18 protein-coding genes are annotated in these 25,011 nt (G+C 66.9%); 12 read left to right on the forward strand and 6 right to left on the reverse strand.

Going from position 1 to position 25,011, the window contains the following annotated elements:
• Window positions 1-63: 63 nt before the first annotated feature.
• Window positions 64-2,115, forward strand: coding sequence for an acyltransferase family protein (locus J2126_RS22410; RefSeq protein WP_209489004.1), 2,052 nt, complete (start codon window positions 64-66; stop codon window positions 2,113-2,115).
• Window positions 2,116-2,134: 19 nt separating this feature from the next.
• On the opposite strand, the gene J2126_RS22415 is transcribed toward J2126_RS22410, so the two are convergent.
• From J2126_RS22415 to J2126_RS22435, 5 genes are all read right to left on the reverse strand, one after another.
• Window positions 2,135-2,446 (reverse strand): SCP2 sterol-binding domain-containing protein, encoded by a 312-nt coding sequence (locus tag J2126_RS22415; RefSeq protein WP_209489005.1) that lies wholly within the window; start codon window positions 2,444-2,446, stop codon window positions 2,135-2,137.
• 249 nt (window positions 2,447-2,695) lie between these two features.
• Window positions 2,696-4,486 carry an acyl-CoA dehydrogenase C-terminal domain-containing protein gene (locus tag J2126_RS22420; protein ID WP_209489006.1) on the reverse strand — a complete coding sequence of 597 codons (1,791 nt, stop codon included), beginning with the start codon at window positions 4,484-4,486 and terminating at the stop codon, window positions 2,696-2,698.
• A 154-nt stretch (window positions 4,487-4,640) separates the two neighbouring features.
• Window positions 4,641-6,971: a 3-hydroxyacyl-CoA dehydrogenase/enoyl-CoA hydratase family protein gene (locus J2126_RS22425; RefSeq protein ID WP_209489007.1), complete on the reverse strand. Its 2,331-nt coding sequence runs from the start codon at window positions 6,969-6,971 to the stop codon at window positions 4,641-4,643.
• 10 nt (window positions 6,972-6,981) lie between these two features.
• Window positions 6,982-8,127 carry a thiolase family protein gene (locus J2126_RS22430; protein WP_209490474.1) on the reverse strand — a complete coding sequence of 382 codons (1,146 nt, stop codon included), beginning with the start codon at window positions 8,125-8,127 and terminating at the stop codon, window positions 6,982-6,984.
• Window positions 8,128-8,344: 217 nt separating this feature from the next.
• Complete coding sequence (locus J2126_RS22435) at window positions 8,345-8,746, reverse strand: MerR family transcriptional regulator (RefSeq protein WP_245327516.1); 402 nt, start codon at window positions 8,744-8,746, stop codon at window positions 8,345-8,347.
• 400 nt (window positions 8,747-9,146) lie between these two features.
• On the opposite strand from J2126_RS22435, the gene J2126_RS22440 reads away from it, so the two are divergent.
• Entirely contained in the window at window positions 9,147-10,499 is a 1,353-nt protein-coding gene (locus tag J2126_RS22440; RefSeq protein ID WP_209489009.1) for an OmpP1/FadL family transporter, read from the forward strand.
• Window positions 10,500-10,679: 180 nt separating this feature from the next.
• A complete protein-coding gene (locus tag J2126_RS22445; RefSeq protein WP_209489010.1) occupies window positions 10,680-12,329 on the forward strand; it encodes a long-chain-fatty-acid--CoA ligase in 1,650 nt (549 codons plus the stop codon).
• A gap of 30 nt (window positions 12,330-12,359) precedes the next feature.
• Here J2126_RS22445 and J2126_RS22450 read toward each other — a convergent pair whose 3' ends face one another.
• On the reverse strand, window positions 12,360-14,159 hold the full coding sequence (locus J2126_RS22450) for an amidohydrolase (protein WP_209489011.1): 1,800 nt from the start codon (window positions 14,157-14,159) through the stop codon (window positions 12,360-12,362).
• A 278-nt stretch (window positions 14,160-14,437) separates the two neighbouring features.
• Between J2126_RS22450 and J2126_RS22455 the strand changes: the two genes are divergently transcribed.
• From J2126_RS22455 to bamA, 9 genes are all read left to right on the forward strand, one after another.
• On the forward strand, window positions 14,438-15,442 hold the full coding sequence (locus J2126_RS22455; protein ID WP_209489012.1) for a 30S ribosomal protein S2: 1,005 nt from the start codon (window positions 14,438-14,440) through the stop codon (window positions 15,440-15,442).
• Between the two features lie 121 nt (window positions 15,443-15,563).
• The gene (gene tsf, locus J2126_RS22460; RefSeq protein WP_024279302.1) at window positions 15,564-16,487 is read left to right on the forward strand and encodes a translation elongation factor Ts; all 924 of its coding nucleotides are present in this window, start codon (window positions 15,564-15,566) and stop codon (window positions 16,485-16,487) included.
• A gap of 23 nt (window positions 16,488-16,510) precedes the next feature.
• Window positions 16,511-17,281 (forward strand): UMP kinase, encoded by a 771-nt coding sequence (gene pyrH / locus J2126_RS22465; RefSeq protein ID WP_024279301.1) that lies wholly within the window; start codon window positions 16,511-16,513, stop codon window positions 17,279-17,281.
• A gap of 204 nt (window positions 17,282-17,485) precedes the next feature.
• On the forward strand, window positions 17,486-18,049 hold the full coding sequence (gene frr / locus J2126_RS22470; protein ID WP_209489013.1) for a ribosome recycling factor: 564 nt from the start codon (window positions 17,486-17,488) through the stop codon (window positions 18,047-18,049).
• A gap of 106 nt (window positions 18,050-18,155) precedes the next feature.
• Window positions 18,156-18,968 (forward strand): isoprenyl transferase, encoded by an 813-nt coding sequence (locus J2126_RS22475; protein WP_209489014.1) that lies wholly within the window; start codon window positions 18,156-18,158, stop codon window positions 18,966-18,968.
• A 5-nt stretch (window positions 18,969-18,973) separates the two neighbouring features.
• On the forward strand, window positions 18,974-19,786 hold the full coding sequence (locus J2126_RS22480) for a phosphatidate cytidylyltransferase (protein ID WP_209489015.1): 813 nt from the start codon (window positions 18,974-18,976) through the stop codon (window positions 19,784-19,786).
• Window positions 19,787-19,795: 9 nt separating this feature from the next.
• Window positions 19,796-20,965, forward strand: a complete 1,170-nt coding sequence (gene dxr / locus J2126_RS22485; protein ID WP_209489016.1) for a 1-deoxy-D-xylulose-5-phosphate reductoisomerase — start codon at window positions 19,796-19,798, stop codon at window positions 20,963-20,965.
• A 105-nt stretch (window positions 20,966-21,070) separates the two neighbouring features.
• Complete coding sequence (gene rseP, locus J2126_RS22490; protein WP_209490475.1) at window positions 21,071-22,228, forward strand: RIP metalloprotease RseP; 1,158 nt, start codon at window positions 21,071-21,073, stop codon at window positions 22,226-22,228.
• Between the two features lie 205 nt (window positions 22,229-22,433).
• Complete coding sequence (bamA, locus tag J2126_RS22495) at window positions 22,434-24,935, forward strand: outer membrane protein assembly factor BamA (protein ID WP_209489017.1); 2,502 nt, start codon at window positions 22,434-22,436, stop codon at window positions 24,933-24,935.
• Window positions 24,936-25,011: the final 76 nt, after the last annotated feature.

The raw sequence follows: 25,011 nt of genomic DNA on the forward strand, positions 1-25,011 counted from the left end.
TTTGCCGGTAAGGCGGTCGCCGCGGGGGCGTGCGCGTATGGCGCGCCGATCAAGGACACCAGGATGAGTCTGGCCTACCGGTCCGACATCGACGGCCTTCGGGCCATCGCCGTCGGCAGCGTGGTTCTGTTCCATGCACGCATACCGCCCTTCACCGGGGGCTATATCGGCGTCGACGTCTTCTTCGTCATCTCCGGCTTTCTCATCACGTCCATCCTCCATCAGGAGATGACGGCGGGCACCTATTCGCTGGCGGATTTCTACGACCGCCGCATCCGCCGCATCTTCCCCGCGCTCTTCCTCATGATGGCGGCGACCACCCTGTTCGCGGCGCTCATCCTGATGCCGCGGCAGATGCAGGGCTATGTGGGCACGCTGGTGCCCTCGGCCCTGTTCTTCGCCAACATCCATTTCGAGAACCTGCTCAACTATTTCGGTCCCGCCGCAGACGAGGTGCCGCTGCTGCATCTGTGGTCGCTGGCGGTGGAGGAGCAGTTCTACATTTTCTTCCCCCTCGTCCTGTTCGTGCTGATGAAGCTGGGCGGCCGCCGGCTGGCGGTCGGCGGGCTCACGCTCATCGCGCTCGCCTCGCTCGCCTATGCCGAGAGCATCGTGGAGAGCGAGCAGTCGGCCGCCTTCTTCCTGCTCCAGAGCCGGGCGTGGGAATTGCTCGCGGGCTCGCTGCTCGCCATGGTCACGCTGCCACGCCTGCCGGAGAAAGCCGCCTCCTGGCTCGGCATCGCCGGGGCGGCGGCCATCGTCATCCCCGTGTTCGCCTACGACAAGCAGACGGTCTTCCCCGGCCTGTGGGCGCTCCCGCCGGTGCTGGGCGCGGTGGCGATCATCCATTCCGGCGCCTTCGCGCCGCGCGGCATCGTCGCCCGCGCGCTGAGCCTGAAGGGCATGGTCTATGTGGGCCGCATCTCCTACGCGCTCTATCTGTGGCACTGGCCCATGCTGGTGCTCATTGCGATCTGGAAGGGGCGGCACACCACCTATATCGAATCGGGCATCGTCATCCTCGCGGCGGGCGTCATCTCCGGCCTGTCGCTGAAATATGTGGAGACGCCGCTGCGGCGCGGCAGCGCGCTGGGTGGGCGGCGGCTTCTGCGCATCGGCGCGGGGGCCTGCGCCATTCTCCTCACCGTGGGCGTCGCGCTGGCCCTGCAGAAGGTCGGCCGGGGCGTCTTCCCCATCTCCCCTCTCGGCGCGGCGGCCGAGGCGGCGGCCGACGACCGCAGCGTGTTCCAGCGCAGCTGCAACAACAACGCCCGCTTCTGGACCCCCGACCAGATGCAGCCCATCGCCCTCTGCGCGCGCGGCCCGGGGGCTGCGACGGGCAGCTATGACGTGCTGGTGTGGGGCGATTCCCACGCCGGCGCGACCTTCCTCGGCCTCGCGGAGGCGGTGGAGAAGCTCGGGCTCACGGCGCGGCTCCAGACCATGGCCGGCTGCCCGCCGCTGGTGGGCGGCATCGCCCGGCAGGAGCACAACAACGGCGCCGTCTGCGCCAGCTACGTCAACGCCGTGATGGACGAGATTCGCCGCGTCAAGCCCAAGGTGGTGGTTCTGGTGAGCCGCTGGTCCCTGTGGACCACCCTGTCCGGCAAGGGCTTCGCGCTGGTCAGCCCCGAGGTGCCGGGCGGCACCGCCCGCGACCGGGCCTCAAGTGAGCGGGTGTTCGCCCACATGATGGAGCGCACGGTCGCCGAACTGCGCAAGATTGGGCCGCAGGTGATCGTGCTGGGCCAGTCGCCGGAATACAAGCCGGCCCCTGCCGGCTGCGTTGCGACCCGTGAGTTCAACCAGACGGGCGGCTCCGACGCCTGCATGAGCCAGCCGCTGGCCAAGGCGATGAAGATCGTCGGCCCGGCGAACGAGGTCATCCTTGCCACCGCCGGCCGGCATGACGGCGCGGCGGCCTTCCGCATGGCCGACATCTTCTGCCGGGACGACCGCTGCACGGCGGGAGAGGGCGCGCGCTTCTACTACGTGGACGGCGATCACCTCTCCGTCACCGGCACACGCCACGCCTTCGAAAACAAGGCGCTGCGCCAGACGCTGCTGGCGGCGCTCGCCGCCGGTGGCGCGAAACTCCCGGCGCCGAACGACTGAGAGGGGCGCCCGTCCGGCCTCAGTCCTTGTCGAGCAGGCCGGCGAGCTTCAAGGCGACGCCCTGCGAGCCCTCCACCTTCAGCCGGCCGGTGGAGAAGGCCATCATCGGCCCGATTCGCCCGGTGATGAGCTTGTCCAGCGTATCGGTGGAGAGCTTCAGCACCGCATCCGCCTCGCCCGAGCCCTCGCCCACCTCAACACCGCCGCCGGTGGCATCGAGCAGGATGGCCTCGCCGGTATCGGAAAGATCGAAGCGCACCTTGTAGCCCAGCTCCGAGAGGGCATCGGCGCGCTCGCGGATGGCTTCGACGAGGGAGGAGAGATCGGCCATGGAGTGTCCTTGTGAGAGGCCCTTTAGAGCGGTTTCCGTGAGCCAAGGCGGGCGGAAAATGCTGTAGGCCCCGGAATTGTTTGAACCCTCTCCCGCGTGCGGGGGAGGGCAGGGAGGGGGAAGCGGTGTCCGCGCTCACCCGGCCGCATCAGGTGGAGAGGGATGGCCCCCTCCCCAACCCTCCCCCGCACGCGGGAGAGGGGGGTGCAAAAGGCGAGGGCGGTGCCGTCCTAAGTCAGAAACACGCCCTCAGAACATCGCCTCGTCCAGCGCCATCATGGCGCCCTTGCCGGCCTTGATGGAACCCCACAGGGCCGCCACGTCCGGCAGGATACGCTCCATGAAGAAGCGCGCGGTGACGATCTTGGCATCGTAGAAGGCGGCGTCGTCCGGGTTGGAGACGCGCTTCTCGTAGGCCACTTCCGCCATGCGCACCCACATGTAGCCCAGCGCCACGAGCCCGAACAGCCGAAGGTACTGCGTCGCGGCGGCGCCGGCCTCCTCCGGGTCCTTCAGGCCCTTTTCGGCGATATGGGCGGTGGCGAGCTGGAGCGCGCCGAAGGCCTTGGAGAGGGGGGTGATGAGGGGGCCGAGATTCTCGTCGTCCAGCTTCGCATCCATGTAGTTGAGCACGGGATGGAAGAAGGAGCGCAGGTAGCGGCCCATGTGCGCCGGCAGCTTGCGGCCCACGAGGTCCAGCGCCTGCACGCCGTTGGTGCCCTCGTAGATCATGGCGATGCGGGCATCGCGCACATATTGCTCCATGCCGTGGTCGCGGATGTAGCCGTGGCCGCCATAGACCTGCATGCCCATGGAGGTCGCCTCGAAGCCGAGGTCGGTGAACAGCGCCTTCACGATGGGCGTCATCAGCGCCGTGAAGTCCTCGGCGCGCTTGCGCTCCTCCGGGTCCTCCGCCCGCTCCATGAGATCGAGCGCGCGGGCGACCCAACCGGCGAGGGCCCGGCAGCCCTCGTTGTAGGCGCGCATGGTCATCAGCGTGCGCCGCACGTCCGGGTGCACGATGATGGGGTCGGCCGGCTTGTCCGGATGCTTGGCGCCGGTCAGCGAACGGCCCTGCAGGCGCTCCTTGGCGTAGACGACGGCGGCCTGATAGGCGGCTTCGCCAAGGCCGAGGCCCTGCGTGCCCACGGAGAGGCGCTCCGAATTCATCATGGCGAACATGGCGCGCATGCCCTTGTGGGGCTCGCCGACCAGCCATCCGGTGGCCTCGTCGAACGACATCTGGCAGGTGGACGAGCCGTGGATGCCCATCTTGTGCTCGATGCCGGTGCACAGCACGCCGTTGCGCGGGCCGACGGAGCCATCCTCCTTCGGCAGGAATTTGGGCACCAGGAACAGGGAGATGCCCTTGATTCCCTTGGGCGCGTCCGGCAGGCGGGCGAGCACCAGATGGACGATGTTCTCCGTCATGTCCTGCTCGCCGGCGGAGATGAAGATCTTGTTGCCGGTGACCTTGTAGGACCCATCCGGCTGCGGCTCCGCCTTGGTGCGCACGAGGCCGAGATCGGTGCCGCATTGTGGCTCGGTGAGGCACATGGAGCCGGACCACACGCCATCCACCATCTTCGGCAGGAAGCGCTCCTTCAGCTCCTCGGAGGCATAGGCCTTGAGCGCCTGATAAGCGCCGTGGGTGAGGCCGGGGCAGATGCCGAAGGCGAGGTTGCCCGAGCAGAGCATCTCCTCAACCAGCTTGTTCACGCTCGCCGGCAGGCCTTGGCCGCCATATTGCGGATCGCAGGCAATGCCGTTCCAGCCGCCCTCGCGGAAGGCGGTGTAGGCTTCCTTGAAGCCCTTGGGCGTGCGCACCACGCCGTTCTCATAGGTGCAGCCCTCGAGGTCGCCGGACTGGTTGAGCGGCGCGAGCACTTCGGTGACGAACTTGCCCGCCTCCTCCAGCACCGCATCGATGAGATCGGGCGAAAGCTCCTCCAGCCCCTTGAGCGTGCTCAGCTCTTCGCTGCCGTGCAGCTCGTGGAGGACGAAGCGCATGTCGCGCAGCGGGGGGGTATAGACCTGCATGGCGTTGGCTCCCTTGTTGTGTTGCTCCCCTCTCCCCTTGCGGGAGAGGGGGCGGGGGTGAGGGGGCGGCCGCCGTCTCCGGAGCGGTTGTGCCCGGCGGAGCCATACCCCTCACCCTGACCCTCTCCCGCAAGGGGAGAGGGGATTTGCTCCCTCAATTCCGCAGCGGCCGGCCCGTCTCAAGAATGTGCTCGATGCGGTCCAGCGTGGCGGTGGTGCGGATGAGCTTCATGAAGCCTTCCCGCTCCAGCTCCAGCACCCGCGCCGCCGGGACCGGGGCGATGTGGTCGGCGTCGCCGCCGGTGAGCACCTCGGCGAGGGCCGCGGAGACCACCTTGTCGTGCCGGGTCGCCAGGCCCTTCTTGGCAAAGCCTTCCACCGCCATGTCCATGGCCGCCTTGCCGGAGGGACCGGGCAGGAAGAACTCAACGGGCTTGGGCGGCTGGTAGCCATCCACCATGGACAGGGCCTTGGCCTTGGCGTCGGCCAGCAAGCGGTCGCGGTTCATGGTGATGCCGTCGCCCTCGCGCAGGAACTTCAGCTCCTTCGCCTCGGCGGCGGACTTGGCGACGGTGGCGGTGGAGACGGTCTCGAAGACCTTCGAGGGGGCCGGCATGGGTCCCTTCGGGAATTTCGGGTCGGCCGCCCAGCGCTCCAGCATGGCGGTGCACCCGCCCCAGGCCGGCAGAACGCCGACTCCGCATTCGACGAGCCCGATATAGCTCTCGGCATGGGCCTGAACCGCGCTGACATGCAGGAGAATCTCGCATCCGCCGCCAAGGGCCAGGCCGGACGGCGCCGCCACCACCGGGAATGGCGCGTATTTCACATCCTGATAGGTCTTCTGCCCGGCTGCGACCAGTTTCTCGACTTCGCCGAAGGCGCCGATGTTGCAGGCAAACAGGGCGAGGCCGAGATTGGCACCCACCGAGAAGTTGGAGCCTTCATTATAGATGACGAGCGCCTTGTACTTGTCCTTTACGAGCTTCAGCGCCTTGGCGAGCATCGTGATGATGCCCTCGTCCAGCGAATTGCTCTTGGAAGTGAATTCCAGGCACACGACACCATCGCCGATGTCCCACAGCGCCGCCGATCCGTTCTTCGCGAGCGGCTGCGACTTCAGCTTGATGTCGGCGAGCAGCAGCACCCCTTCCGGGCGAACGATGTCGCGGTAGGTGCCATCAAGGTCAAGGTATTGGCGCTGGCCGTTTTCCACCCGGTAGAAGGGCTTGTCCGCGGCAAGCGCCAGGAGCGGCGGTACCTCTTCCCCGTCGGCCTTCAGGAGGTCGATGAGGCGGGCGGCCCCGATCTTGTCGATCAGCTCGAAGGGGCCGGATTTCCAATTATATCCCAGGCGCATGGCATCATCGATGGCGACGATGTCGTCGGCCGCCTCGGGCACCAGCCGCGCGGCATAGGCCAGCGTGCGCACCATCACCGCGCGGGCATAGCGCCCGCCTTCGCCGGGGGCGGAGAGGAGGGCGAAGAGGTCCCGGCCGCCGCCGTCCTCCAGCTCCGCCACCTGCGCCTTGGCCTGCGGGCGGTAGGCGCCGGTTGAAAGGTCGATGGCCTCCTTCAGCTTCTGCCCGCCGTCGCGGTTGAGGCGGTAGAAGCCGCCCTTGCCCTTGCGGCCGGTGTAGCCGGTCGAGATCATCTTCTCGATCAGCGGCTCGTCGCGAAGCGTCGCGTGGAAAGGGTCCGTGGCCGGAAGCGCCCGCTTCAGCGAGCCCTGCACATGGGGCATCAGGTCGAGGCCCACGAGGTCGATGAGGCCGAACACGCCGGTCTTGGGAAAGCCGAAGGGGCGGCCCATCACCGCGTCCGCATCCTCCACCTTCATGCCCAGCGCGAAGGCCTCGCCCACCGCCAGCTGCAGCCAGTAGGTGCCGAGCCGGTTGGCGATGAAGCCGGGGGTGTCCTTGCACATCACCACCGTCTTGCCGAGCTTCACGTCGGCGAAGCGGGCGACGGCCGCCACCGTGTCCGGATTCGTCTCCGGTCCGGCGACGATCTCCAGCAGGCGCATGTAGCGGGGTGGATTGAAGAAATGGGTGATGAGGAAATCGCGGCGGAAGCTCTCCGGCAGTCCGGCCGTGAGGTCGGCGAGCGGAATCGTCGAGGTGTTGGACGACACCGCCGAGCCCGGCCGGCGGACGGCCTCGATCTTCGCGTAAAGCGCCTGCTTGAGGTCGAGCCGCTCGATGATGGCCTCGATGATGAGGTCGCAATCGGCGATGTCGGCGAGGTTGTCCTCGATGTTGCCGGGCTTCACCAGCTTCGCCGCCGCCTTAGACATGAAGGGCGCGGGATCGGCCTTCAGCAGCTTCTCAACGGCCTTCTCTGCGATGACGTTGCGGTTGGCCGCGCCCTCGGGAACGATGTCGAGGAGCAGCACCTCAATGCCCGCATTGGCGACGTGGGCGGCGATGCCGGCGCCCATGACACCGGCGCCGATGACGGCGACTTTCCTGATTTCAAAAGACATCCGGCCCTCCTCAGACGCGCTCGAGGATGGTGGCGATGCCCTGCCCGCCGCCGATGCACTGGGTGGCGAGGGCATACTTGCCGCCTTCGCGCTTCAGGAGCGCCGCCGCCTTGCCGACGATGCGGGCGCCGGTGGCGCCGAGGGGATGGCCGAGGGCTATGGCCCCGCCATCGAGGTTCAGCACCTCGTCCTTGATGCCCAATTCCCGCTGACAGGCGAGGGCCTGGGAGGCGAACGCCTCGTTCAGCTCCACCACGTCGATCTCGCCCATGTCGATGCCGGCGCGGGCGAGCGCCTTTCTGGTCGCGGCGACAGGGCCGATGCCCATGATCTCCGGCGCGCAGCCGGCCACCGCCACGCTGCGGATGCGGGCGAGGGGGGTAAGACCGTTCTTCAGCGCATAGTCCTCGGAGCACACCAGCACGGCGGAAGCGCCATCGGTGAGGGGGGAGGCCGTCCCGGCCGTCACCGTGCCATGCTCGTCGAAGGAGGGCTTGAGGGCGGCGAGGGCCTCGGCCGTCGCGTCGCGGCGGATACAGCCGTCCTGATCGACCGTCTTGTTGACCTTGCCGTTGGCCTTGATGGCGACGATCTCGTCCTTGAAGCGGCCTTCCGCCTCGGCTTTCGTCGCCTTCTGGTGGCTCTTGAGGGCGAAGGCGTCCTGGTCGGCGCGGGTGATCTGCCACTTGGCCGCGACGTTCTCGGCGGTCTCGCCCATGCCCATGTAGGCCTGCGGCATCGCCTTGTAGAGGGCGGGGTTGGGCATGGGATTGAAGCCGGTCATGGGCACGCGGCTCATGCTCTCGATGCCGGCGCAGATGAACACCTCGCCTGCACCCAGCTGGATCTGCCCGGCGGCGTTGTGCACCGACTGCATGGAGGAGCCGCAGAAGCGGTTCAGCGTCACGCCCGCCACGCTCTCCGGCAGGCCGGCGATCATCCCGATGAGGCGGGCGACGTTGAAGCCCTGCTCGGCCTCGGGAAACGCGCAGCCGACGATCAGGTCCTCGATGTCTTCCACCTTCACGCCGGTGCGGGCCACGAGATCGGCCACCACCTGGGCGGCGAGATCATCGGGGCGCACGCGCGCCAGATCACCCTTCTTGGCGAGGGTGAAAGGCGAGCGGGCATAGCCTGCAATCACGACGTTTCGCATCGGCGCGTTCATTGGGCTCTCCTGCCTGTCCATTCTTGTCGTCCGCCGCTTGGTGCAGCGGGTTTTGCGTATGTCCTCCGCCGGCCAGAATGCTCCGTTGGCCTGGGCGTAGGACGTAAGGAGGCGATCCGCGCGAAAGACATTTCGCCCGGGCAACGCTCCTCATGAAACTCAGGATGGCCTATGCCCGGCCCGGCGCGACCCGGGCGGCACCGGCCTAGCCGGCGGCCTTCTGGTCGCCGGTCTCGATGGCGAGGGCAGCGAGCGCCTGCTCCTCTATGTCTTTCAGCTCGATAATGCTTTCCTCAAGCGCAAGACGCTGATCTTCCAGCATTTCGAGGCGATCCTGCACCTTCTTCAGCAGCAGGCGGATCTGCTCGGCCTGGCTCGGGTCGAGGTCGTAAAGGTCCAGATAGTCCTTGATCTCGCGCAGCGAAAAGCCCAGGCGCTTGCCGCGCAGGATCAGCGCCATCCGGGCGCGGTCACGCTTGGTGTAAACGCGCATGGTGCCGGCGCGGCGGGGGGTGATGAGCCCCTTGTCCTCATAGAAGCGGATGGTCCGCGGCGTGACGGAGAGATCCCGCGCCAGCTGCGTCACGGTGTAGAACGTGTCGGTCAATGCGGACGCGCCACCACGTTTGCCAGAGGATGCCACCGGTTCACCTATACGTCACCCAGTCGCCCTGAAGATACATGCTTTGACCTCCGCCGCAAGACCCGTTTGGCAGATGACCTTCCGGTCGCGACTTCACAAGGAACGGAGCAGGAAGCGGCTATAAGCCGGTCGCTAGAAGCCCTGCGACCCTCGACACTTCTGGACAGTATCGCTGTCTTTTCTGCACTGTTGCATCGGAGCCACGCCCACCGGATTCCCCAGCGTCGAGCCCCGCGACGCCGTAGGAAGCAGGTTGACGGATCATCGGCGAACGGCATGCTAGGTGACGTATAGGGCACCGATAAAACGTATAGTGCACCGCAGCGTGCCGGGCCCGGAGGAATACAGCCTAGGAGGGGGTCTCATGACGACGCACAATCGGGCCAGTGCGATTCACATTTGGTCGCGGCGCGTGGCTCCGGTGCTTGCCATTCCTGCCGTCGCGATTCCCGCCGTGCTGGCGGGCGGTTCGGCCGAGGCCGGTGGGTTCGGGCTGCGCGAGCAGAGTTCCTATTACCAGGGCACGTCATTTGCCGGTACGGCGGCGGGCGGCGACGGCCTCGCCGCCATGACCTGGAACCCCGCGGCCATCAGCTTCAATCCGGGGCTGAATGTCGAAGGCAACGTCACCTACATCGCGCCGCATGCGTCCATCGACGTGTTCGCGGCGGGCGCGCCCATCACCGGTACGAGCCTCGGCACCGTCGGTGTCAGCGACATGATCGACAACGGCACCCTGCCGACCTTCTTCGCCACCTACGCCTGGGACAAGTGGGCGATCGGATTCGGCATGACCTCGCCCTACGGCCTCGTCACCGATGCGCCGTGCAACTGGTCCGGCCGCTATTACGGCTGCTACAGCCGCATCTTCGACATGAACGCCCAGGTCTCGGTGGCCTACAAGGTGACCGACTGGATGACGATCGGCGGCGGCCTCAACGTCAATTACATCGACGCCAAGCTCACCAACGCCCAGTTCGCCGGCTTCGTGCCGCCCGCCAACAATCTCTATGCCCAGGTGGACGGCGACGACATCGGCTTCGGCATCAATCTCGGCGTCCTGTTCACCCTAGCGCCCGGCACCACCCTCGGCATCGGGTACAAGTCCCAGGTCACGCACACGCTCAACGGCGAGCTGGACCTTTCGGTCGCGAAGCTCATCCCGTTGCAGAACCGCTATGTCACTGCCGGTCTCACCCTTCCGGATCAGGTCACGGCCTCCTTCCGCTCGCAGCTCGATCCCAAATGGACCGTGCTCGGCACCGTCGAGTGGACCAACTGGTCCACGGTGCAGGAACTGGTGGTGAAGGCCAACAACATCCCGGTCAGCACCCTCGACCTCCAGTGGAATGACGGATGGTTCTTCTCCGGCGGTGTCGAATATCAGTGGGATCCGAAGCTCGCCCTGCGCACCGGCATCGGCTACGAGCTGACCCCGGTGCCTGATTCCACGCGCTCCCCGCGCCTGCCGGACACCAACCGTCTGTGGGTCTCGGCCGGCTTCACCTACAATTTCACGCAGCAGTTCTCGTTCGATTTCGCCTACACGCACCTGTTCGGCGAGACGAGCCCCATCTTCCTCACGCCGGCGGACCCCGCCAACGCGCTGCGCGGCACGCTGGTCGGCCAGGTGAGCGATGGCTATGCCGACATGATTTCGGTCGGCCTGCGCTACAAGTTCGACGCGCCGCAGGCGGCGGCTCTCATCACCAAGTAGGGTTTGCACCAGCCGGCGGCGTCCGCGTCGCCGGCGTCCATGCGGGACACCCGCTCCATACGTCTTTCCGGCGCAATCAAGCGCCAGGATCATTGAATCACGGCGCTGCTGAACGCATCGTCGGGGATCACGCTGCCGGCTTGCCAAAGAATAGAAAAGCGCCGGCGCAGGAGGGACATCATGCTCCATCGCACCGATGCGGCGCGCCTCGCCATCTCGCCCGTGCCCGAGCTTCTGGAGGCCAGCGTCGCCGCGCACGCCGCCAAGCCGGCGTTGAGCTTCCTCGGCCGCAAATGGACCTATGCCGAGGTGGGAACGGCCGTGAACAAAGTGGCGGCCGGGCTTCAGGCCATGGGCGTGCGCAAAGGCAGCCACGTGGGCCTCTGCCTGCCCAACACGCCCTATTCCGTCATCTTCTTCTTCGCGGTGATGAAGGCCGGCGGCACGGTGGTGAACTTCAGCCCGCTCTATGTGGAGCGCGAGCTCAGGCACCAGATCCGCGATTCCGGCACCACAATCATGGTGGTTCCGGACCTGAAACTCATCCACGACCGCGTGGCCGCCGTGGCGCACGAGACGGGACTGAAATCCATCATCGTCTGCCCCATGGCCGGCATCCTGCCGTTTCCCAAGGGCCTTCTCTTCAACCTGTTCAAGCGCAAGGAGAAGGCGGTCTACAGCACCGGCGACGGGATGCATGTGGACTACGCCTCCCTGCTGAAGCACGGCGACAGGCCTCAGCCGGTGCAGGTGGACCCGGCCAAGGACCTGGCCGTCCTGCAATATACCGGCGGCACCACGGGCGTGCCCAAGGGCGCCATGCTCACCCACGCCAACGTCTCGGCCAATGCCCGGCAACTGGTCCGGCATGCCGAGTGCGAGCGCATCGGGGTGAAGCGGGTGCTGGGGGTGCTGCCCCTGTTCCACGTCTTCGCCATGCAGACGGTGATGCTCATCCCCATCTGCCTCGGTGCCGAGATCATCCTGGTGCCGCGCTTCAACCTCATGTCGCTGCTCGACGACATCGAGCGCGAGAAGCCGACCATGTTCCCCGGCGTGCCGACCATCTATGCCGCCATCAACGCGGTGCCGGACATCGAGAAGCGCGATCTGTCGTCCCTCACGCTCGCCATCTCCGGCGGTGCGCCGCTGCCGCTCGACGTGCGCATGCGCTTCCAGGAGCTGACCGGCTGCCCGCTGGTGGAAGGCTATGGCCTGTCCGAAAGCTCGCCGGTGGTCAGCGCCAATCCGCCGCTTGGCCTCATCAAGGATGGGTCGGTGGGCACTGCTTTGCCCGAGACCGTGATCGAGATCCGCGATCTGGCCGATTCCACCCGCCTGATGCCGGTGGGCGAAAAAGGCGAGGTCTGCCTGCGCGGCCCGCAGGTGATGGCCGGCTACTGGAACCGTCCGGACGAGACCGCCGCCGTCTTCGTCGAGGGGGCGCTCAGGACCGGCGACGTGGGCTATCTGGACGAGGACGGCTACCTTTTCCTCGTGGACCGCATCAAGGATGTGATTCTCTGCGGCGGCTACAACGTCTACCCACGCATGATCGAGGAGGCGCTCTACCTCCATCCGGCGGTAGCCGAGGCTGTGGCCATCGGCATCCCCGACACTTATCGCGGGCAGGCGCCCAAGGCCTTTGTCACCCTGCGCCAGAATGCCGAGGCGACGCCGGCCGAGCTGATGGAATTCCTCTCCGCCCAGATCTCCAAGATCGAGATGCCCAAGGCCATCGAGATCCGCGAGAGCCTGCCCAAGACCGTGGTGGGCAAGCTCTCCAAGAAGGAACTGGTGGAGGAAGAGCGCCAGCGGGCACAGGGCTGACCCCAGCGGGCAGAGGTCAGCCTCGCTCCGTCACCCGAAGATCTTCTCGCCGCCGACCCAGGTCTGCGAGACCTTGATCTTCATGATGGCGTCGGGCGCGACCTTGAACGGATCCTGCTCCAGCACGACCAGATCGGCCTGCTTGCCCACCTCCAGCGTGCCGAGGCGATCGGCCTGGCCGATCTGTGCCGCCGCCGCCGAGGTCACCGCCCGCAGCGCATCCTCCACGGCGATCGCCTGGTCGGGGCCGATGATGGAATTGTCGATGGCGCAGCGCCGCGTCACCGCGGTCTGAACGAGACGCAGGGACCCGAGGGGAGAGCAGGGCGCGTCCGTGTGCAGGGTGAAGGGCAGGCTCTCCTTCACGCAGGCGCCGGCCGGATCCATGAAGGCGGTGCGCTGCGGACCGAACAGCTGGTCGCGATAGGCGGCGCCGTAGAGATAGACGTGGTTCATCAGGAAGCTCGGCTGGACGCCCAGTTTCTTCATGCGCACCAGCTGGTCGGGCCGCGCCAGGGTGGCATGCTCGATGCGGTTGATTCCCGTCGACGGATTGGCGCCATAGGCGGCCTCGATGGCATCGAGCGCATTGTCGATGGCGGCATCGCCGTTGCAGTGGATCTGCACCGGCCAGCCGGCCGCCTTGATCGCCGCCACCATGGTCTTCAGCTCGGCCGGCGCATAATTGGGTTGGCCCTTCTCGTCGCCGCCGAGATAGGGGATCGTCTGCGCGCCGGTCTTGGTCTGGTTGGAGCCGTCGTCCACGATCTTGATGCCGTAGAGCGAGAATCGGGACTCGGGAAATAGTGCCGCCTTGGCGCCGCGGCCGAGGGCCTTGTAGGCATCGGCGGCGGCCATGTTGTCATACATCAGGCTGGCGCTCAGGCGGCCCGTTCCCGTGGCGGTGAGCTTGGTCAGCCCCTCGATCCAGTCGGGCTGGACGGTGCCCGGCTCATGGGTCGCGGTATTGCCGAGCGAGGCGCTCATCTTGAAGAAGTCGGTCATCGCCTTGGCGAAGATCGCCGGCGTGATCTTCGGCAGCGCATGCGTGACGAATTTCAGCAGGGCGCTTTCTTCGTAGATGAGCCCGTTCAGCTTGCCATCCGCGCCGCGGCCGAAATGCCCCCCGCCCGGGAGCATACCCACATCCGCCGGAATGTCGGCGATGCGAAAGGCGGGGGAATTGGCCGCCCCGTCATGCATGTTGATGTACCAGACCAGGATCGGACGATCCTTCGACACGCCGTCCAGCTCGGCCATGGACAGGTCGCCGCCCTGCAGCAGATTGTCGAAATTGTAGGCGAGCAGCCATTGGCCCGCCGGCAGCTTCGCGTCGAGGGCCTTGAGGCCGGCGATCAGGTCGGCGCGGGTGGGGTAATTGGAATAGCCCACATCGGCGAGCAGTTCGGAGAACAGGGCGACGAAGCAGCTGTGCTGGTGCGGATCGATGAAGCCGGGCAGGAGCGTGCGTCCGTCCAGATCGACGATCTTCGTGGCGGCGCCCTTCAGCCCGGCGATATCCGCGACGGAGCCTGCCGCGATGATCGCGCCACCCCTGACGGCCACGGCCTCGACCGACTTGGGGCCGGCGGCGGCCAGAGGCAGGATGGTGCCGCCCTGGAAGATCATGTCGGCGCCCCCCGCCACTTGCGCTCGAGCGCCGTCAGACGGCAGGGCGAGCCCGGCCATGCCGGTCACGGCGCCGGCAAGGGTCATGAAGCTGCGTCGCGAGGGACCCGCGCGCCAGGACGCCGGACCGGTGGAACCGATGGACCAGTCGCTGAAGAGACTCTTGTTCGTGAACAGGGTTCCCACGCAGAAGCGGCACATGTTCTTATCCTTGTCATTGCCAGTTGGCGGGCCACGCCGGGCGCGGCCCGCGCGATCGGCTTCCCCCGTGCTCCCATCGGGCCGTTCACATCATGGCACGATTCTGGCTCCTCAAGCGCGGTAGCGAGGGCTGCCGGGAGCCGCCACGCTTGCCTGCGGGGCATCCTTCGTGTATGTGCCCGACCCATTCCGCACGCGGACACAGGCCAGATCGGCCATCCGGTGCCTATCGTCATTGGCGAAGGTACGTCCGCGGAGGCTCAACCGGAGAATACCAAGTGGCTCTTCCCGACTATTCGATGCGTCAGCTCCTCGAAGCTGGCGTGCACTTCGGACATCAGTCCCACCGCTGGAACCCCAAGATGGCTCCGTACATCTTCGGCGTTCGCAACAACATCCACATTCTCGACCTGTCGCAGACCGTGCCGGCGCTCCACCGCGCCCTGCAGGCCGTGTCCGACACCGTGGCCCAAGGCGGCCGCGTGCTGTTCGTCGGCACCAAGCGCCAGGCGCAGGAGCAGGTGGCGGACGCCGCCCGCCGCTCCGCCCAGTATTATGTGAATTCCCGCTGGCTCGGCGGCATGCTCACCAACTGGAAGACCATCTCCAACTCCATCGCCCGGCTGAAGAAGCTGGAGGAGATGCTGGCCGCTCCCGAGGCGTCTTCCGGCTACACCAAGAAGGAGCGCCTGACGCTCTCCCGTGAAAAGGAGAAGCTGGACAAGGCGCTCGGCGGCATCCGCGACATGGGCGGCCTGCCGGACCTGCTGTTCGTGATCGACACGAACAAGGAAGACATTGCGGTCAAGGAAGCCCAGCGCCTCGGCATCCCGGTGGCGGCCATCCTCGACACCAATTGCGATCCCGACGGCATCGCTTTCCCGGTCCCGGGCAACGATGACGCCGGCCGCGCCATCCAGCTCTATTGCGACCTCATCGCCCGCGCCGCCATCGACGGCATCGGCCGTGGCCACAGCGACCTCGGTTACGACACGGGCGCCGAAGAGGCCCCCCTCGTCGAGGACCTGCCGGTCGAGACCAGCGTGTGGTCGTCCTTCGAGCCGCTCTCCGGTCCGCGCGGCGTCGCCGACGACCTGAAGAAGCTCACCGGCGTCAGCCCCGAGATCGAGCAGAAGCTCAACGATCTTGGCGTGTTCCACTTCGGCCAGATCGCCGGTCTCGATGCCACCGATGCGCACCGCATCGGCGAGGAAGTGGGTCTGCCGGGCCGTGTCGACGGCTGGATCGCCCAGGCCAAGGAGCTGTCTGCCGAGGTCGAGTGACACCTGTCACCAACCTTGTCGCAGATCTGAAAACGAATCGAGAGTAATGGGGCGCACCGCGCCCCCACGGCCGGCTCGGGCGCACCGTGGCCGGCCGTGGCGCGAGAAGAAGGGATTGAACATGGCTGCGATCACCGCCGGGCTCGTGAAGGAACTGCGCGACAAGACCGGCGCAGGCATGATGGACTGCAAGTCCGCGCTCACCGAGACGAACGGCGACGTCGAGGCTGCCATCGACTGGCTGCGCAAGAAGGGCCTCGCCAAGGCCGCCAAGAAGGCCGGCCGCGTGGCCGCCGAGGGCCTGGTCGCGGTCGAGTCCTCCGGCCACTACGCCGCCGCCGTCGAGGTGAATGCCGAGACCGACTTCGTGGCGCGCAACCCCGACTTCCAGGCGTTCGTGCGTGAGGTGGCCAAGGTCGCCCTCAACACGGACGGCTCCCTGGAGGCCGTCGCCGCCGCCAAGTTTCCGGGCGAGGACGTCACCGTCGCCGACCGCCTCACGGCGCTCATCGCCACCATCGGCGAGAACATGACGCTCCGCCGTTCGGTGAAGCTCACGGTCTCCAAGGGCGTGATCGCCTCCTACGTGCACGGTGCCGTGGTCGAGGGCCAGGGCCGCATCGGCGTGCTCGTGGCGCTCGAGTCCGAGGGCGACGTGGAGAAGCTCTCCACCCTCGGCCGGCAGATCGCCATGCATGTGGCGGCCCTCAACCCGCTGGCGCTCGACGCCTCCGGCATCGACGAGGCCACCATCGCCCGCGAGAAGGCCATCCTGCTCGAGAAGCACCAGGGCAAGCCCGCCAACGTGCAGGACAAGATCGCCGAAAGCGGCATGAAGAGCTTCTTCAAGGAGAACACCCTCCTCGACCAGCCCTTCGTGCATGACGGCTCCAAGTCCGTCGCGCAGGTGCTGAAGGAGGCCGAGGGCCAGGTCGGCGCTCCGGTCAAGCTCACCGCCTTCGTGCGCTACGCGCTCGGCGAGGGCATCGAGAAGGAAGAGACCGACTTCGCGGCCGAGGTGGCCGCCGCCGCCGGCCAGTCCTGATCGCAGGCGGGGAGGGGGCTCCCATGACCGCGATTTCCGACGATTCGGACTATCCCGAACCCCCGGCGCCCTTCGCGGCGCCGGGACTGCCTTATCCCCGCATCCTGGTGAAGGTCTCCGGCGAGGCGCTCATGGGCGCCGAGCCCTTCGGCCTGCATCCGCCCACCGTCGCCCGCATCGCCCGTGACCTCGTCGCCGCCCGTGCGGCGGGGTGCGAGGTGGCGGTCGTCGTCGGCGGCGGCAACATCCTGCGCGGCGCGCGCGTCGCGGACGAGAACCTCGACCGCGCCACCGCCGACCACATGGGCATGCTCGCCACCGTCATGAACGGCCTGGCGCTGGAACGGGCCATCGAGGCTGCCGGCGCCCCGGCGCGCACGCTCTCCGCCATTCCCATGCCGACGGTGTGCGAGCCCTACGCCCGCCAGCCGGCCATGCGGCACCTGCGGCGCGGCCGCATCGTGGTGCTCACCGGCGGAACGGGAAATCCCTACTTCACCACCGACACCGGAGCCGTGCTCCGCGCGGCCGAGCTGGACTGCGACGCTGTGCTGAAGGCGACCAATGTGGATGGCGTCTATTCCGCCGATCCCAAGCTCGATCCCTCGGCCACGCGCTACGACCGCATCACCCATGACGAGGCGCTCTCCCGCGATCTGAAGGTGATGGATGCGGCTGCGTTCGCGCTTGCCCGCGAAGCGGCGTTGCCGATAATCGTGTTTTCCATCCGTGAGCCCGGCGCCATCGCCACGGCGGCGATGGGCGAGGGGCGCGTCACCGTCGTCGCGCCCTGATCCGGCTCGGCGAGGGCGGGCGCTGCGCGGCCACCGAATTGCCGTGTCGCGCTGCCATGCCGATTGTCGCGGCGACAGTCTCCGGGCACCCGGATCCGTCACCGCCCGCCGGGCCTTTCCTGTCGGGGCCGCACCGACGCATGGAATCTGAAACGTTTCCGTGCGATTGAAGCCTGCCCGCGATCTTGAACACAGAGGATAGTCATGACCACCGGGACCTTCGACATGGCCGATCTCAAGCGCCGCATGCATGGCGCGGTCGGCGTGCTCAGGGAAGAACTGGGAGGCCTGCGCACCGGCCGCGCCTCGGCCAGCCTTCTCGAACCGATCACGATCGAGGCCTATGGCGCGCGGATGCCGCTGAACCAGGTGGCCACCGTCTCCGTCCCCGAGGCCCGCATGCTCTCCGTGCAGGTGTGGGACCGCGGCATGGTGAATGCCGTGGAAAAGGCGATCCGCGATTCGAATCTCGGCCTCAACCCGGCGACCGAGGGCCAGGTGCTGCGCCTGCGCATCCCGGAACTCAACCAGGAGCGCCGCCAGGAGCTCGTCAAGGTTGCGCACAAGTACGCCGAGGCCGCCCGGGTCGCGGTACGTCATGTGCGTCGCGACGGGATGGACCTGCTGAAGAAGCTGGAAAAGGACAGCGAGATGGGGTCCGATGAGCTGGAGCGCCTCTCGAAGGATGTCCAGAAGGCGACCGACGAGACCATCTCCGAGATCGACCAGACCCTCGCCCAGAAGGAAAAGGAAATCCTTTCCGTCTGAGTGCAGGCAACGCGGCGGGGCAGGGGCTGCCGGCCAGTTTCTGTCGGCCGGCGCGGTTTGAGAGCCAACGCGGTTTGAGGACGAAGGTGTGAGCCCTGAGCAAGCCATGACCGCGCGTGCCGCGAGCGAGACCGCCGTACCCGGCCGGACGCCGCCCGCCGTTCCCGTGGCGGGTGGCCAGCCGACGCCCGCACCGGCGCCGCGATGCGTTCCCGTGCATGTCGGCGTCATCATGGACGGCAACGGCCGCTGGGCCACGTCCCGCAAGCTGCCGCGCGTGGAGGGACATCGCCGCGGCGTCGAGGCGCTGCGCCGCTGCGTGCGGGCCGCGCGCGAGATCGGCATCCGCTTCCTCACCATCTACAGCTTCTCCGCGGAGAATTGGTCGCGCCCCGTCAGCGAGGTGACGGAGCTGATGCGGCTGCTGAAGTTCTTCCTGCGTCACGATCTCGCCGAGCTGCATTCCGGCAACGTGCGGGTGAAGGTGATCGGGGAGCGGGCCGGCCTTGCCCCCGACATCCGCCAGCTGCTCGACGATGCCGAAGCGCTGACCTGCGACAATACCGGCCTCACGCTGGTGGTTGCCTTCAACTATGGCGCGCGCCAGGAGATCGCCTCGGCCGTCGCGCGCATCGCGGCGGATGTGGCGGCCGGGCGGGTGAAGCCCGAGGACGTGGACGTGGAGATGATCTCCCAGCGGCTCGAAACCGCCGGCATCCCCGATCCTGACCTCATCGTGCGCACCTCCGGTGAGCAGCGGCTGTCGAATTTCCTGCTGTGGCAGGCCGCCTATTCCGAGTTCGTGTTCCTGCCCATCTACTGGCCTGACTTCGACAAGGCCGCCCTCCTCGCGGCCATCGACGAATTTGCCCGGCGCGACCGGCGGTTCGGCGGCGTGACGCCCCGCACCGGACCCTGACCCTCGTGCATTTCGGCTCAGACCTCGGCAATCGCACCCTGTCCGCCCTCGTCCTCGTGCCGGTGGTGCTCGCCACGGCGTGGTTCGGCGGTATCCCCTTCGCCATTCTCTGGGTGGTTGCCGGGCTGCTTGTCCTGAACGAATGGGCTGTCATCGCGCGGCTCGATCATCGCCCGGTCTATCTTGGCCTCGGCGGCCTCGGCCTTGTGGCCGGCGGCGTGCTGGCGGTGACCTCCGATCCCACTTGGGCCTTCAGCGCGGCCGTGCTCAGCGCCGCCGCCTGCACCCTTGCCGTGCCGCGGCAAAGCGCCTGGGCGCTGGCCGGCGTGTTGGCGGCGGCCAGCGCGGCGCTCCCCGTGGTGGTCCTGCGCGGCACCTCGCCGCTGGGCCTTTCGGCCGTGCTCTATCTGTGCGCCATCGTCTGGGCTACCGACATCTTCGCCTATTTCACCGGCCGCGCCCTTGGCGGGCCGAAGCTGTGGCCACGGGTGTCGCCGAACAAGACGTGGTCAGGCGCCATCGGCGGAACGCTTCTTGGAACCCTCTGCGGCCTCGCGGTCGCCTACGCGTCCGGCGCGCCGGCCCTGCTGCCGCTCGCCGGCCTCTCCCTCCTGCTCAGCATCGTCAGCCAGGCCGGCGACCTCGCGGAATCGGCGGTCAAGCGCCTGTTCGGCGTGAAGGATGCGAGCCGGCTCATTCCCGGCCATGGCGGCCTGCTCGACCGGCTCGACGGCTTCGCCGCGGCCGCGCTGGTGGCGGTCGTCGCCGCGGTGCTGCGCAATGCGGGCGACCCGGCGGCCGGTCTGCTTTTGTGGTAGGACGCTCCCATGAAACGTCTCTCCGTGCTCGGGGCCACGGGCTCCATCGGTCACAGCGTCCGCAAGGTTCTGGCGGATGCGCCCGGCCTTTATGAGGTCGAGGCCGTGGCCGGCGGGCGCGATGCCGCTGCCCTTGCCGAGACCGCGCGCGCCCTCGGCGCCCGCTTCGCGGCGCTGGCCGACCCCGCCGGGGGCGCCGCGTTGAAGGACGCCCTCGCCGGCAGCGGCATCGAGAGCGGCGCCGGACCCGAGGCGGTGCTGGACGCCGCGCGCCGCGACACGGACGTGGTGGTGAGCGCCATCGTCGGCTGCGCCGGGCTCGCCCCTACGGTCGCCGCCTTCGCGCCCGGCCGTCGCGTCGCGCTCGCCAACAAGGAGTGCCTCGTCGCCGCTGGCGCCTTCTTCATGGCCGAGGCGGCCCGGCTCGACACCGAGATCCTGCCCGTGGATTCCGAGCACAACGCCATCTTCCAGGCGCTCTCGGCCGGTCCCCACAAGGCGGTGGAGAAGATCACGCTCACGGCCTCCGGCGGCCCGTTCCGGCTCAAGAGCCGGGAGGAGATCGCCCGCGCTTTGCCGCAGGATGCGCTGAAGCATCCCAACTGGAACATGGGCGCCAAGGTCACCATCGATTCCGCGACGCTCATGAACAAGGGGCTGGAGCTGATCGAGGCCCAGCACCTGTTCGCGGTATCCGCCGACCAGCTGGACGCCGTGGTCCATGCCGAGTCGGTGGTGCATGGCCTCGTCTCCTTCATCGACGGCTCGGTGACTGCCGGACTGGCGCTTCCGGACATGTGCGTGCCCATCGCCCATTGCCTCGCCTACCCCGAACGGGTGGCCACCTCCTGCCGCAAGCTCGATCTCGTGGCGCTCGGGCGCCTCAGCTTCGAAGCGCCGGACCTCGCGCGCTTCCCCGCCCTCGGCCTCGCCCATGAGGTGCTGAAGCAGGGCGGCGTCGCCGCCACCATCCTCAATGCGGCGAATGAGATCGCCGTCGCGGCCTTCCTGGAGGGGCGGATCGGCTTCTACGGCATCACCGATATCGTGGCCGCGACCCTCGACCGCATCAACGGTGGTCCCGCACCGGCGAGCATCGCCGAGGCGTTGGACGCCGACCAGCTTGCGCGCAGAACGGCAACCGGACTTCTGCCCAAGTTTGCCGCAAAGGCATCCTAAGAGCAGTTTCCGTCGCGCGGCTCCGGTGCACCGAGGCTGGCGAGCGCGCGATAAGTGTGTAGGTTTGGCCACCCCCGCGGTTGGCCGCGAGAAGAGGAACGGATGATGGATGTGATTTCCGGTCTCGGTGCGAACCTTGGCACGCTGTCCTCCACTCTCCTCGGTTATGTCATCCCCTTCCTGTTCGTCCTGACGATCGTGGTGTTCTTCCACGAGCTGGGGCACTTCTGGGTCGCGCGCCGGGCCGGCGTGCGGGTGATGACCTTCTCCCTGGGCTTCGGGCCCGAGATCGCCGGCTTCAACGACCGGCACGGCACCCGCTGGCGCATCGCCGCGGTGCCGCTCGGCGGATATGTGCGATTCTTCGGCGACGAGGACGCTGCCTCCACCCCGGATGCCGCCCGCCTGTCGCAGATGTCGGCCGCCGAGCGCAGCGAGAGCTTCTTCTACAAGCCGGTGGCGTGGCGCGCGGCCATCGTCGCGGCGGGCCCCATCGCCAATTTTCTGCTGGCCATCGCCATCTTCGCCATCGTCTTCATGGTGTTCGGCAAGCAGGTGACGGCGCCGCGCGTGGATCAGATCAATCCCGGCAGCGCCGCGGACGTGGCCGGCTTCAAGCCCGGCGACCTTGTGGTGGAGATCGACGGCGCCAAGGTGACGAGCTTCTCCGACATGCAGCGCATCGTCGGCTCCCACGCCGGCCAGCCGCTGGCGTTCACCGTCGAGCGCGGCGACCGGCAGGTCACTCTCACGGCCACGCCTGAGCTGAAGGAAGTCAAGGACCCGTTCGGCAACACGCACCGCACCGGGCTTCTCGGAATCTCCCGCTCGCTCGCGGCAGGCGATGTGACGACCCAGCGCTTCGGCCCCGTCGAGGCCATCGGCATGGGTGTGCAGGAGACCTGGTTCGTGGTGGCCCGCACCTTCGATTACCTCGGAGGCCTCGTGGCCGGGCGCGAGTCGGCCGACCAGCTCGGCGGACCCATCCGCATCGCCCAGGTGTCCGGGCAGGTCGCGACGTTTGGTATCGGAGCACTTCTATCCCTGGCGGCGGTGCTGTCCGTCTCTATCGGATTGCTTAACCTCTTTCCCATCCCGCTGTTGGATGGCGGCCACCTTCTGTTCTACGCTTTCGAGGCGATCCGTGGCCGCCCGCTGAGTGCCCGGACGCAGGACATCGGCTTCCGCATCGGCCTCGCGCTGGTGCTGATGCTGATGATCTTCGCCACCTGGAACGACGTGCTGCATATTGCTGCGATGTAAGGGATTTTGATTTGCCGCACCGGGGTCGTGGCGAGCGGGCAACGGTCTCCGGAAAAGGGCAGTCTTCGGCCGCCGCTCGGTTTGCACCTGCGGTAAAAGACTGTACAAGCGGCAGCGCAGGGTGAGAATCCGTCCCTGTGTCCGGGCGCTTGTCCGGTAAGGGCGGCGGGTTCGAGAACAACGATATTTCAAGGTTGCGCACCATATGACTGCTCCGCTCCGGGTTCTGAGAAATCTGGCCGCCGCCTTTGGTCTCTCCGCGATGATTGCGGCGGGGTCGGTTGCCGGTTCTCTCGTTGTGGCGTCCCCCGCCGCAGCCCAGTCCAGCTCCATCGTGGTTGAGGGCAACCGCCGTGTGGATGCGGATACCATCCGCTCCTATTTCGGCTCCGGTCCCTATACGGCTGCAAAGATCGACGAGGCCTGGAAGGCGCTTTATGCGACCGGCCTGTTCTCCGACGTGCAGGTCAACCAGTCCGGCGGGCGCATCATCGTGCGCGTGTCCGAGAACGAGGTGATCAACCGCGTCGTCTTCGAGGGCAACAAGAAGATCAAGGACGAGGTGCTGGAGGGCGAGGTTCAGTCCAAGCCCCGCGCGCCGTTCAACAAGTCCACCGTGCAGGCGGACACCCAGCGCATCATCGAGATCTATCGCCGCTCCGGCCGCAGCGACGTGCGCGTCAACCCGGTCACCATCGACCGCGGCAACGGTCGCGTGGACCTCGTCTTCGAGATCAAGGAAGGCGACAAGACCGGCATCAAGGACATCAAGTTCGTCGGCAACAAGGCCTTCTCGGACTGGAAGCTGAAGGACGTCATCTCCACGACCCAGACCAACTGGCTGTCGTTCCTGAAGTCCACCGACGCCTATGATCCGGACCGCGTGAACTCGGACCAGGAACTGCTGCGCCGCTTCTACCTGAAGAACGGCTATGCCGACTTCCGCATCATCGGCGCGACCGCCGAGCTCGATCCGGCCGGCGGCGGCTACATCCTCACCTTCACCCTGGATGAAGGCGACCAGTATCGCTTCGGCAAGGTGGATGTGGTCTCGAACATCCGCGATCTGCCGGGCGACTCCCTGAAGCGCGTCGTGCGGGCCCAGGATGGCCAGATCTACAACGCCGAGCTCGTCGAGAAGTCGGTCGAGAACCTGACCATCGAGGCGTCCAAGTCCGGTTACGCCTTCGCCCAGGTGCGTCCGCGCGGCGACCGCGACTTCCAGGCGAAGATCATCAACGTGGTGTTCGTGCTTGAGGAAGGCCCGCGGGTCTACATCGAGCGCATCGAGATCCGCGGCAACACCCGCACCCGCGACTATGTGATCCGTCGCGAGTTCGATATCGGCGAGGGTGACGCCTACAACCGCGTGCTGGTCGATCGGGCCGAGCGCCGGCTGCGGAACCTCGGCTACTTCAAGAACGTGAAGATCACCACCGAGCCGGGCTCCGCGCCCGACCGCGTGATCCTCGCGGTGGATGTGGAAGACCAGCCCACGGGTGAGTTCTCCATCTCCGGCGGCTACTCGACCTCGGACGGCATCATCGGCGAGGTGTCGCTGGGCGAGAAGAACTTCCTCGGCCGTGGCCAGTATGTGAAGGTGTCGGGAACGCTGGGCCAGAATGCCCAGGGCGCCGAGTTCTCCTTCACCGAGCCCTACTTCCTCGGCTATCGCCTCGCGGCTGGTTTCGATCTCTACTGGAAAGAGACGCAGACCACGAGCTACACGCCCTATGGCACCACCATGATCGGCGGTGGCCTGCGCTTCGGCCTGCCCATCACCGACGAGGTGACGCTCGCGCTGCGCTACAATCTCTACCAGCGCGAGATCAATCTCTGCGACGACTACACCGCGACCTATGAGTACTACAACTATTGCGCGTCCTCGATCTCGTGGGCCATCCGAGATGCGGCTGCGCAGGGTGCCACCATCACTTCGGCTCTCGGCTACACTCTGTCGTTCAATTCCCTCGACAACAATGTGAACCCGACCCAGGGCATCTATGCCGAGCTGAAGCAGGATATGGCCGGCCTCGGCGGTGACGTGAACTTCATCCGCACCACGGGTGACGTCCGCCACTACACGCCCCTGCCTGGAGACAGCGTGCTTATCCTTCGCGCTCAGGCTGGTTACGTCTCGTCGTGGGGCGATGACAGCCTCGACGTGCTCGACAACTTCTACATGGGTCCGAACCTCGTCCGCGGTTTCGCGCCGTCGGGCATCGGTCCCCGCGACCTCGCGCCCTGCGCGGCGTCCAACAAGGGCTCGCCCCTCATTTACAACTGCGCCAATAATGAGCTGAACGCGCTCGGCGGCACGACCTACTGGGGTGTTTCGGCGGAAATTCAGTTCCCCTTTGCCTTCCTGCCCAAGGATATCGGCATGAAGGGCGCGATCTTCGCCGACGCCGGGTCGCTGTTCGACTACGGTGGACCGACGAAGTTCCCGGGCGTGTACGGTTGGGACAAGGACAACTTCTATGGCAATCCGAACCTGGTGAACTGCTCGACCATCCCGTCGTCCAAGACCTGGGGCTACAACAACGTCTGCGTGAATGACGACAACGCGGTTCGCTCTTCGGTGGGCGTCAGCTTGATCTGGCAGTCGCCGTTCGGTCCGCTGCGCTTCGACTATGCCTGGGTGCTTTCTCAGGCGACCTACGACCAGACCCAGGCGTTCCGCTTCTCCGGCGGTACCCGTTTCTGATCCAGCGGTTCCAGTCAGAAACCTCACTTCGAGACTGCCTCCCCGGTGCATTGCATCGGGGAGGCAGTCTCGTTAT

This window comes from Xanthobacter flavus (genome assembly GCF_017875275.1).
In the GTDB taxonomy this organism is placed as follows: Bacteria; Pseudomonadota; Alphaproteobacteria; order Rhizobiales; family Xanthobacteraceae; genus Xanthobacter; species Xanthobacter flavus_A.

What these genes read in the sequence shown, in the direction of transcription:
- rseP (WP_209490475.1), top strand. Translation starts at nt 21,071, where the DNA reads ATGGATGTGATTTCCGGTCTCGGTGCGAACCTTGGCACGCTGTCCTCC.
- J2126_RS22450 (WP_209489011.1), bottom strand. Translation starts at nt 14,159, where the DNA reads ATGTGCCGCTTCTGCGTGGGAACCCTGTTCACGAACAAGAGTCTCTTC.
- J2126_RS22475 (WP_209489014.1), top strand. Translation starts at nt 18,156, where the DNA reads ATGACCGCGCGTGCCGCGAGCGAGACCGCCGTACCCGGCCGGACGCCG.
- frr (WP_209489013.1), top strand. Translation starts at nt 17,486, where the DNA reads ATGACCACCGGGACCTTCGACATGGCCGATCTCAAGCGCCGCATGCAT.
- tsf (WP_024279302.1), top strand. Translation starts at nt 15,564, where the DNA reads ATGGCTGCGATCACCGCCGGGCTCGTGAAGGAACTGCGCGACAAGACC.
- J2126_RS22420 (WP_209489006.1), bottom strand. Translation starts at nt 4,486, where the DNA reads ATGCAGGTCTATACCCCCCCGCTGCGCGACATGCGCTTCGTCCTCCAC.
- pyrH (WP_024279301.1), top strand. Translation starts at nt 16,511, where the DNA reads ATGACCGCGATTTCCGACGATTCGGACTATCCCGAACCCCCGGCGCCC.
- J2126_RS22415 (WP_209489005.1), bottom strand. Translation starts at nt 2,446, where the DNA reads ATGGCCGATCTCTCCTCCCTCGTCGAAGCCATCCGCGAGCGCGCCGAT.
- J2126_RS22440 (WP_209489009.1), top strand. Translation starts at nt 9,147, where the DNA reads ATGACGACGCACAATCGGGCCAGTGCGATTCACATTTGGTCGCGGCGC.
- bamA (WP_209489017.1), top strand. Translation starts at nt 22,434, where the DNA reads ATGACTGCTCCGCTCCGGGTTCTGAGAAATCTGGCCGCCGCCTTTGGT.
- J2126_RS22445 (WP_209489010.1), top strand. Translation starts at nt 10,680, where the DNA reads ATGCTCCATCGCACCGATGCGGCGCGCCTCGCCATCTCGCCCGTGCCC.
- J2126_RS22410 (WP_209489004.1), top strand. Translation starts at nt 64, where the DNA reads ATGAGTCTGGCCTACCGGTCCGACATCGACGGCCTTCGGGCCATCGCC.
- J2126_RS22425 (WP_209489007.1), bottom strand. Translation starts at nt 6,971, where the DNA reads ATGTCTTTTGAAATCAGGAAAGTCGCCGTCATCGGCGCCGGTGTCATG.
- J2126_RS22430 (WP_209490474.1), bottom strand. Translation starts at nt 8,127, where the DNA reads ATGCGAAACGTCGTGATTGCAGGCTATGCCCGCTCGCCTTTCACCCTC.
- dxr (WP_209489016.1), top strand. Translation starts at nt 19,796, where the DNA reads ATGAAACGTCTCTCCGTGCTCGGGGCCACGGGCTCCATCGGTCACAGC.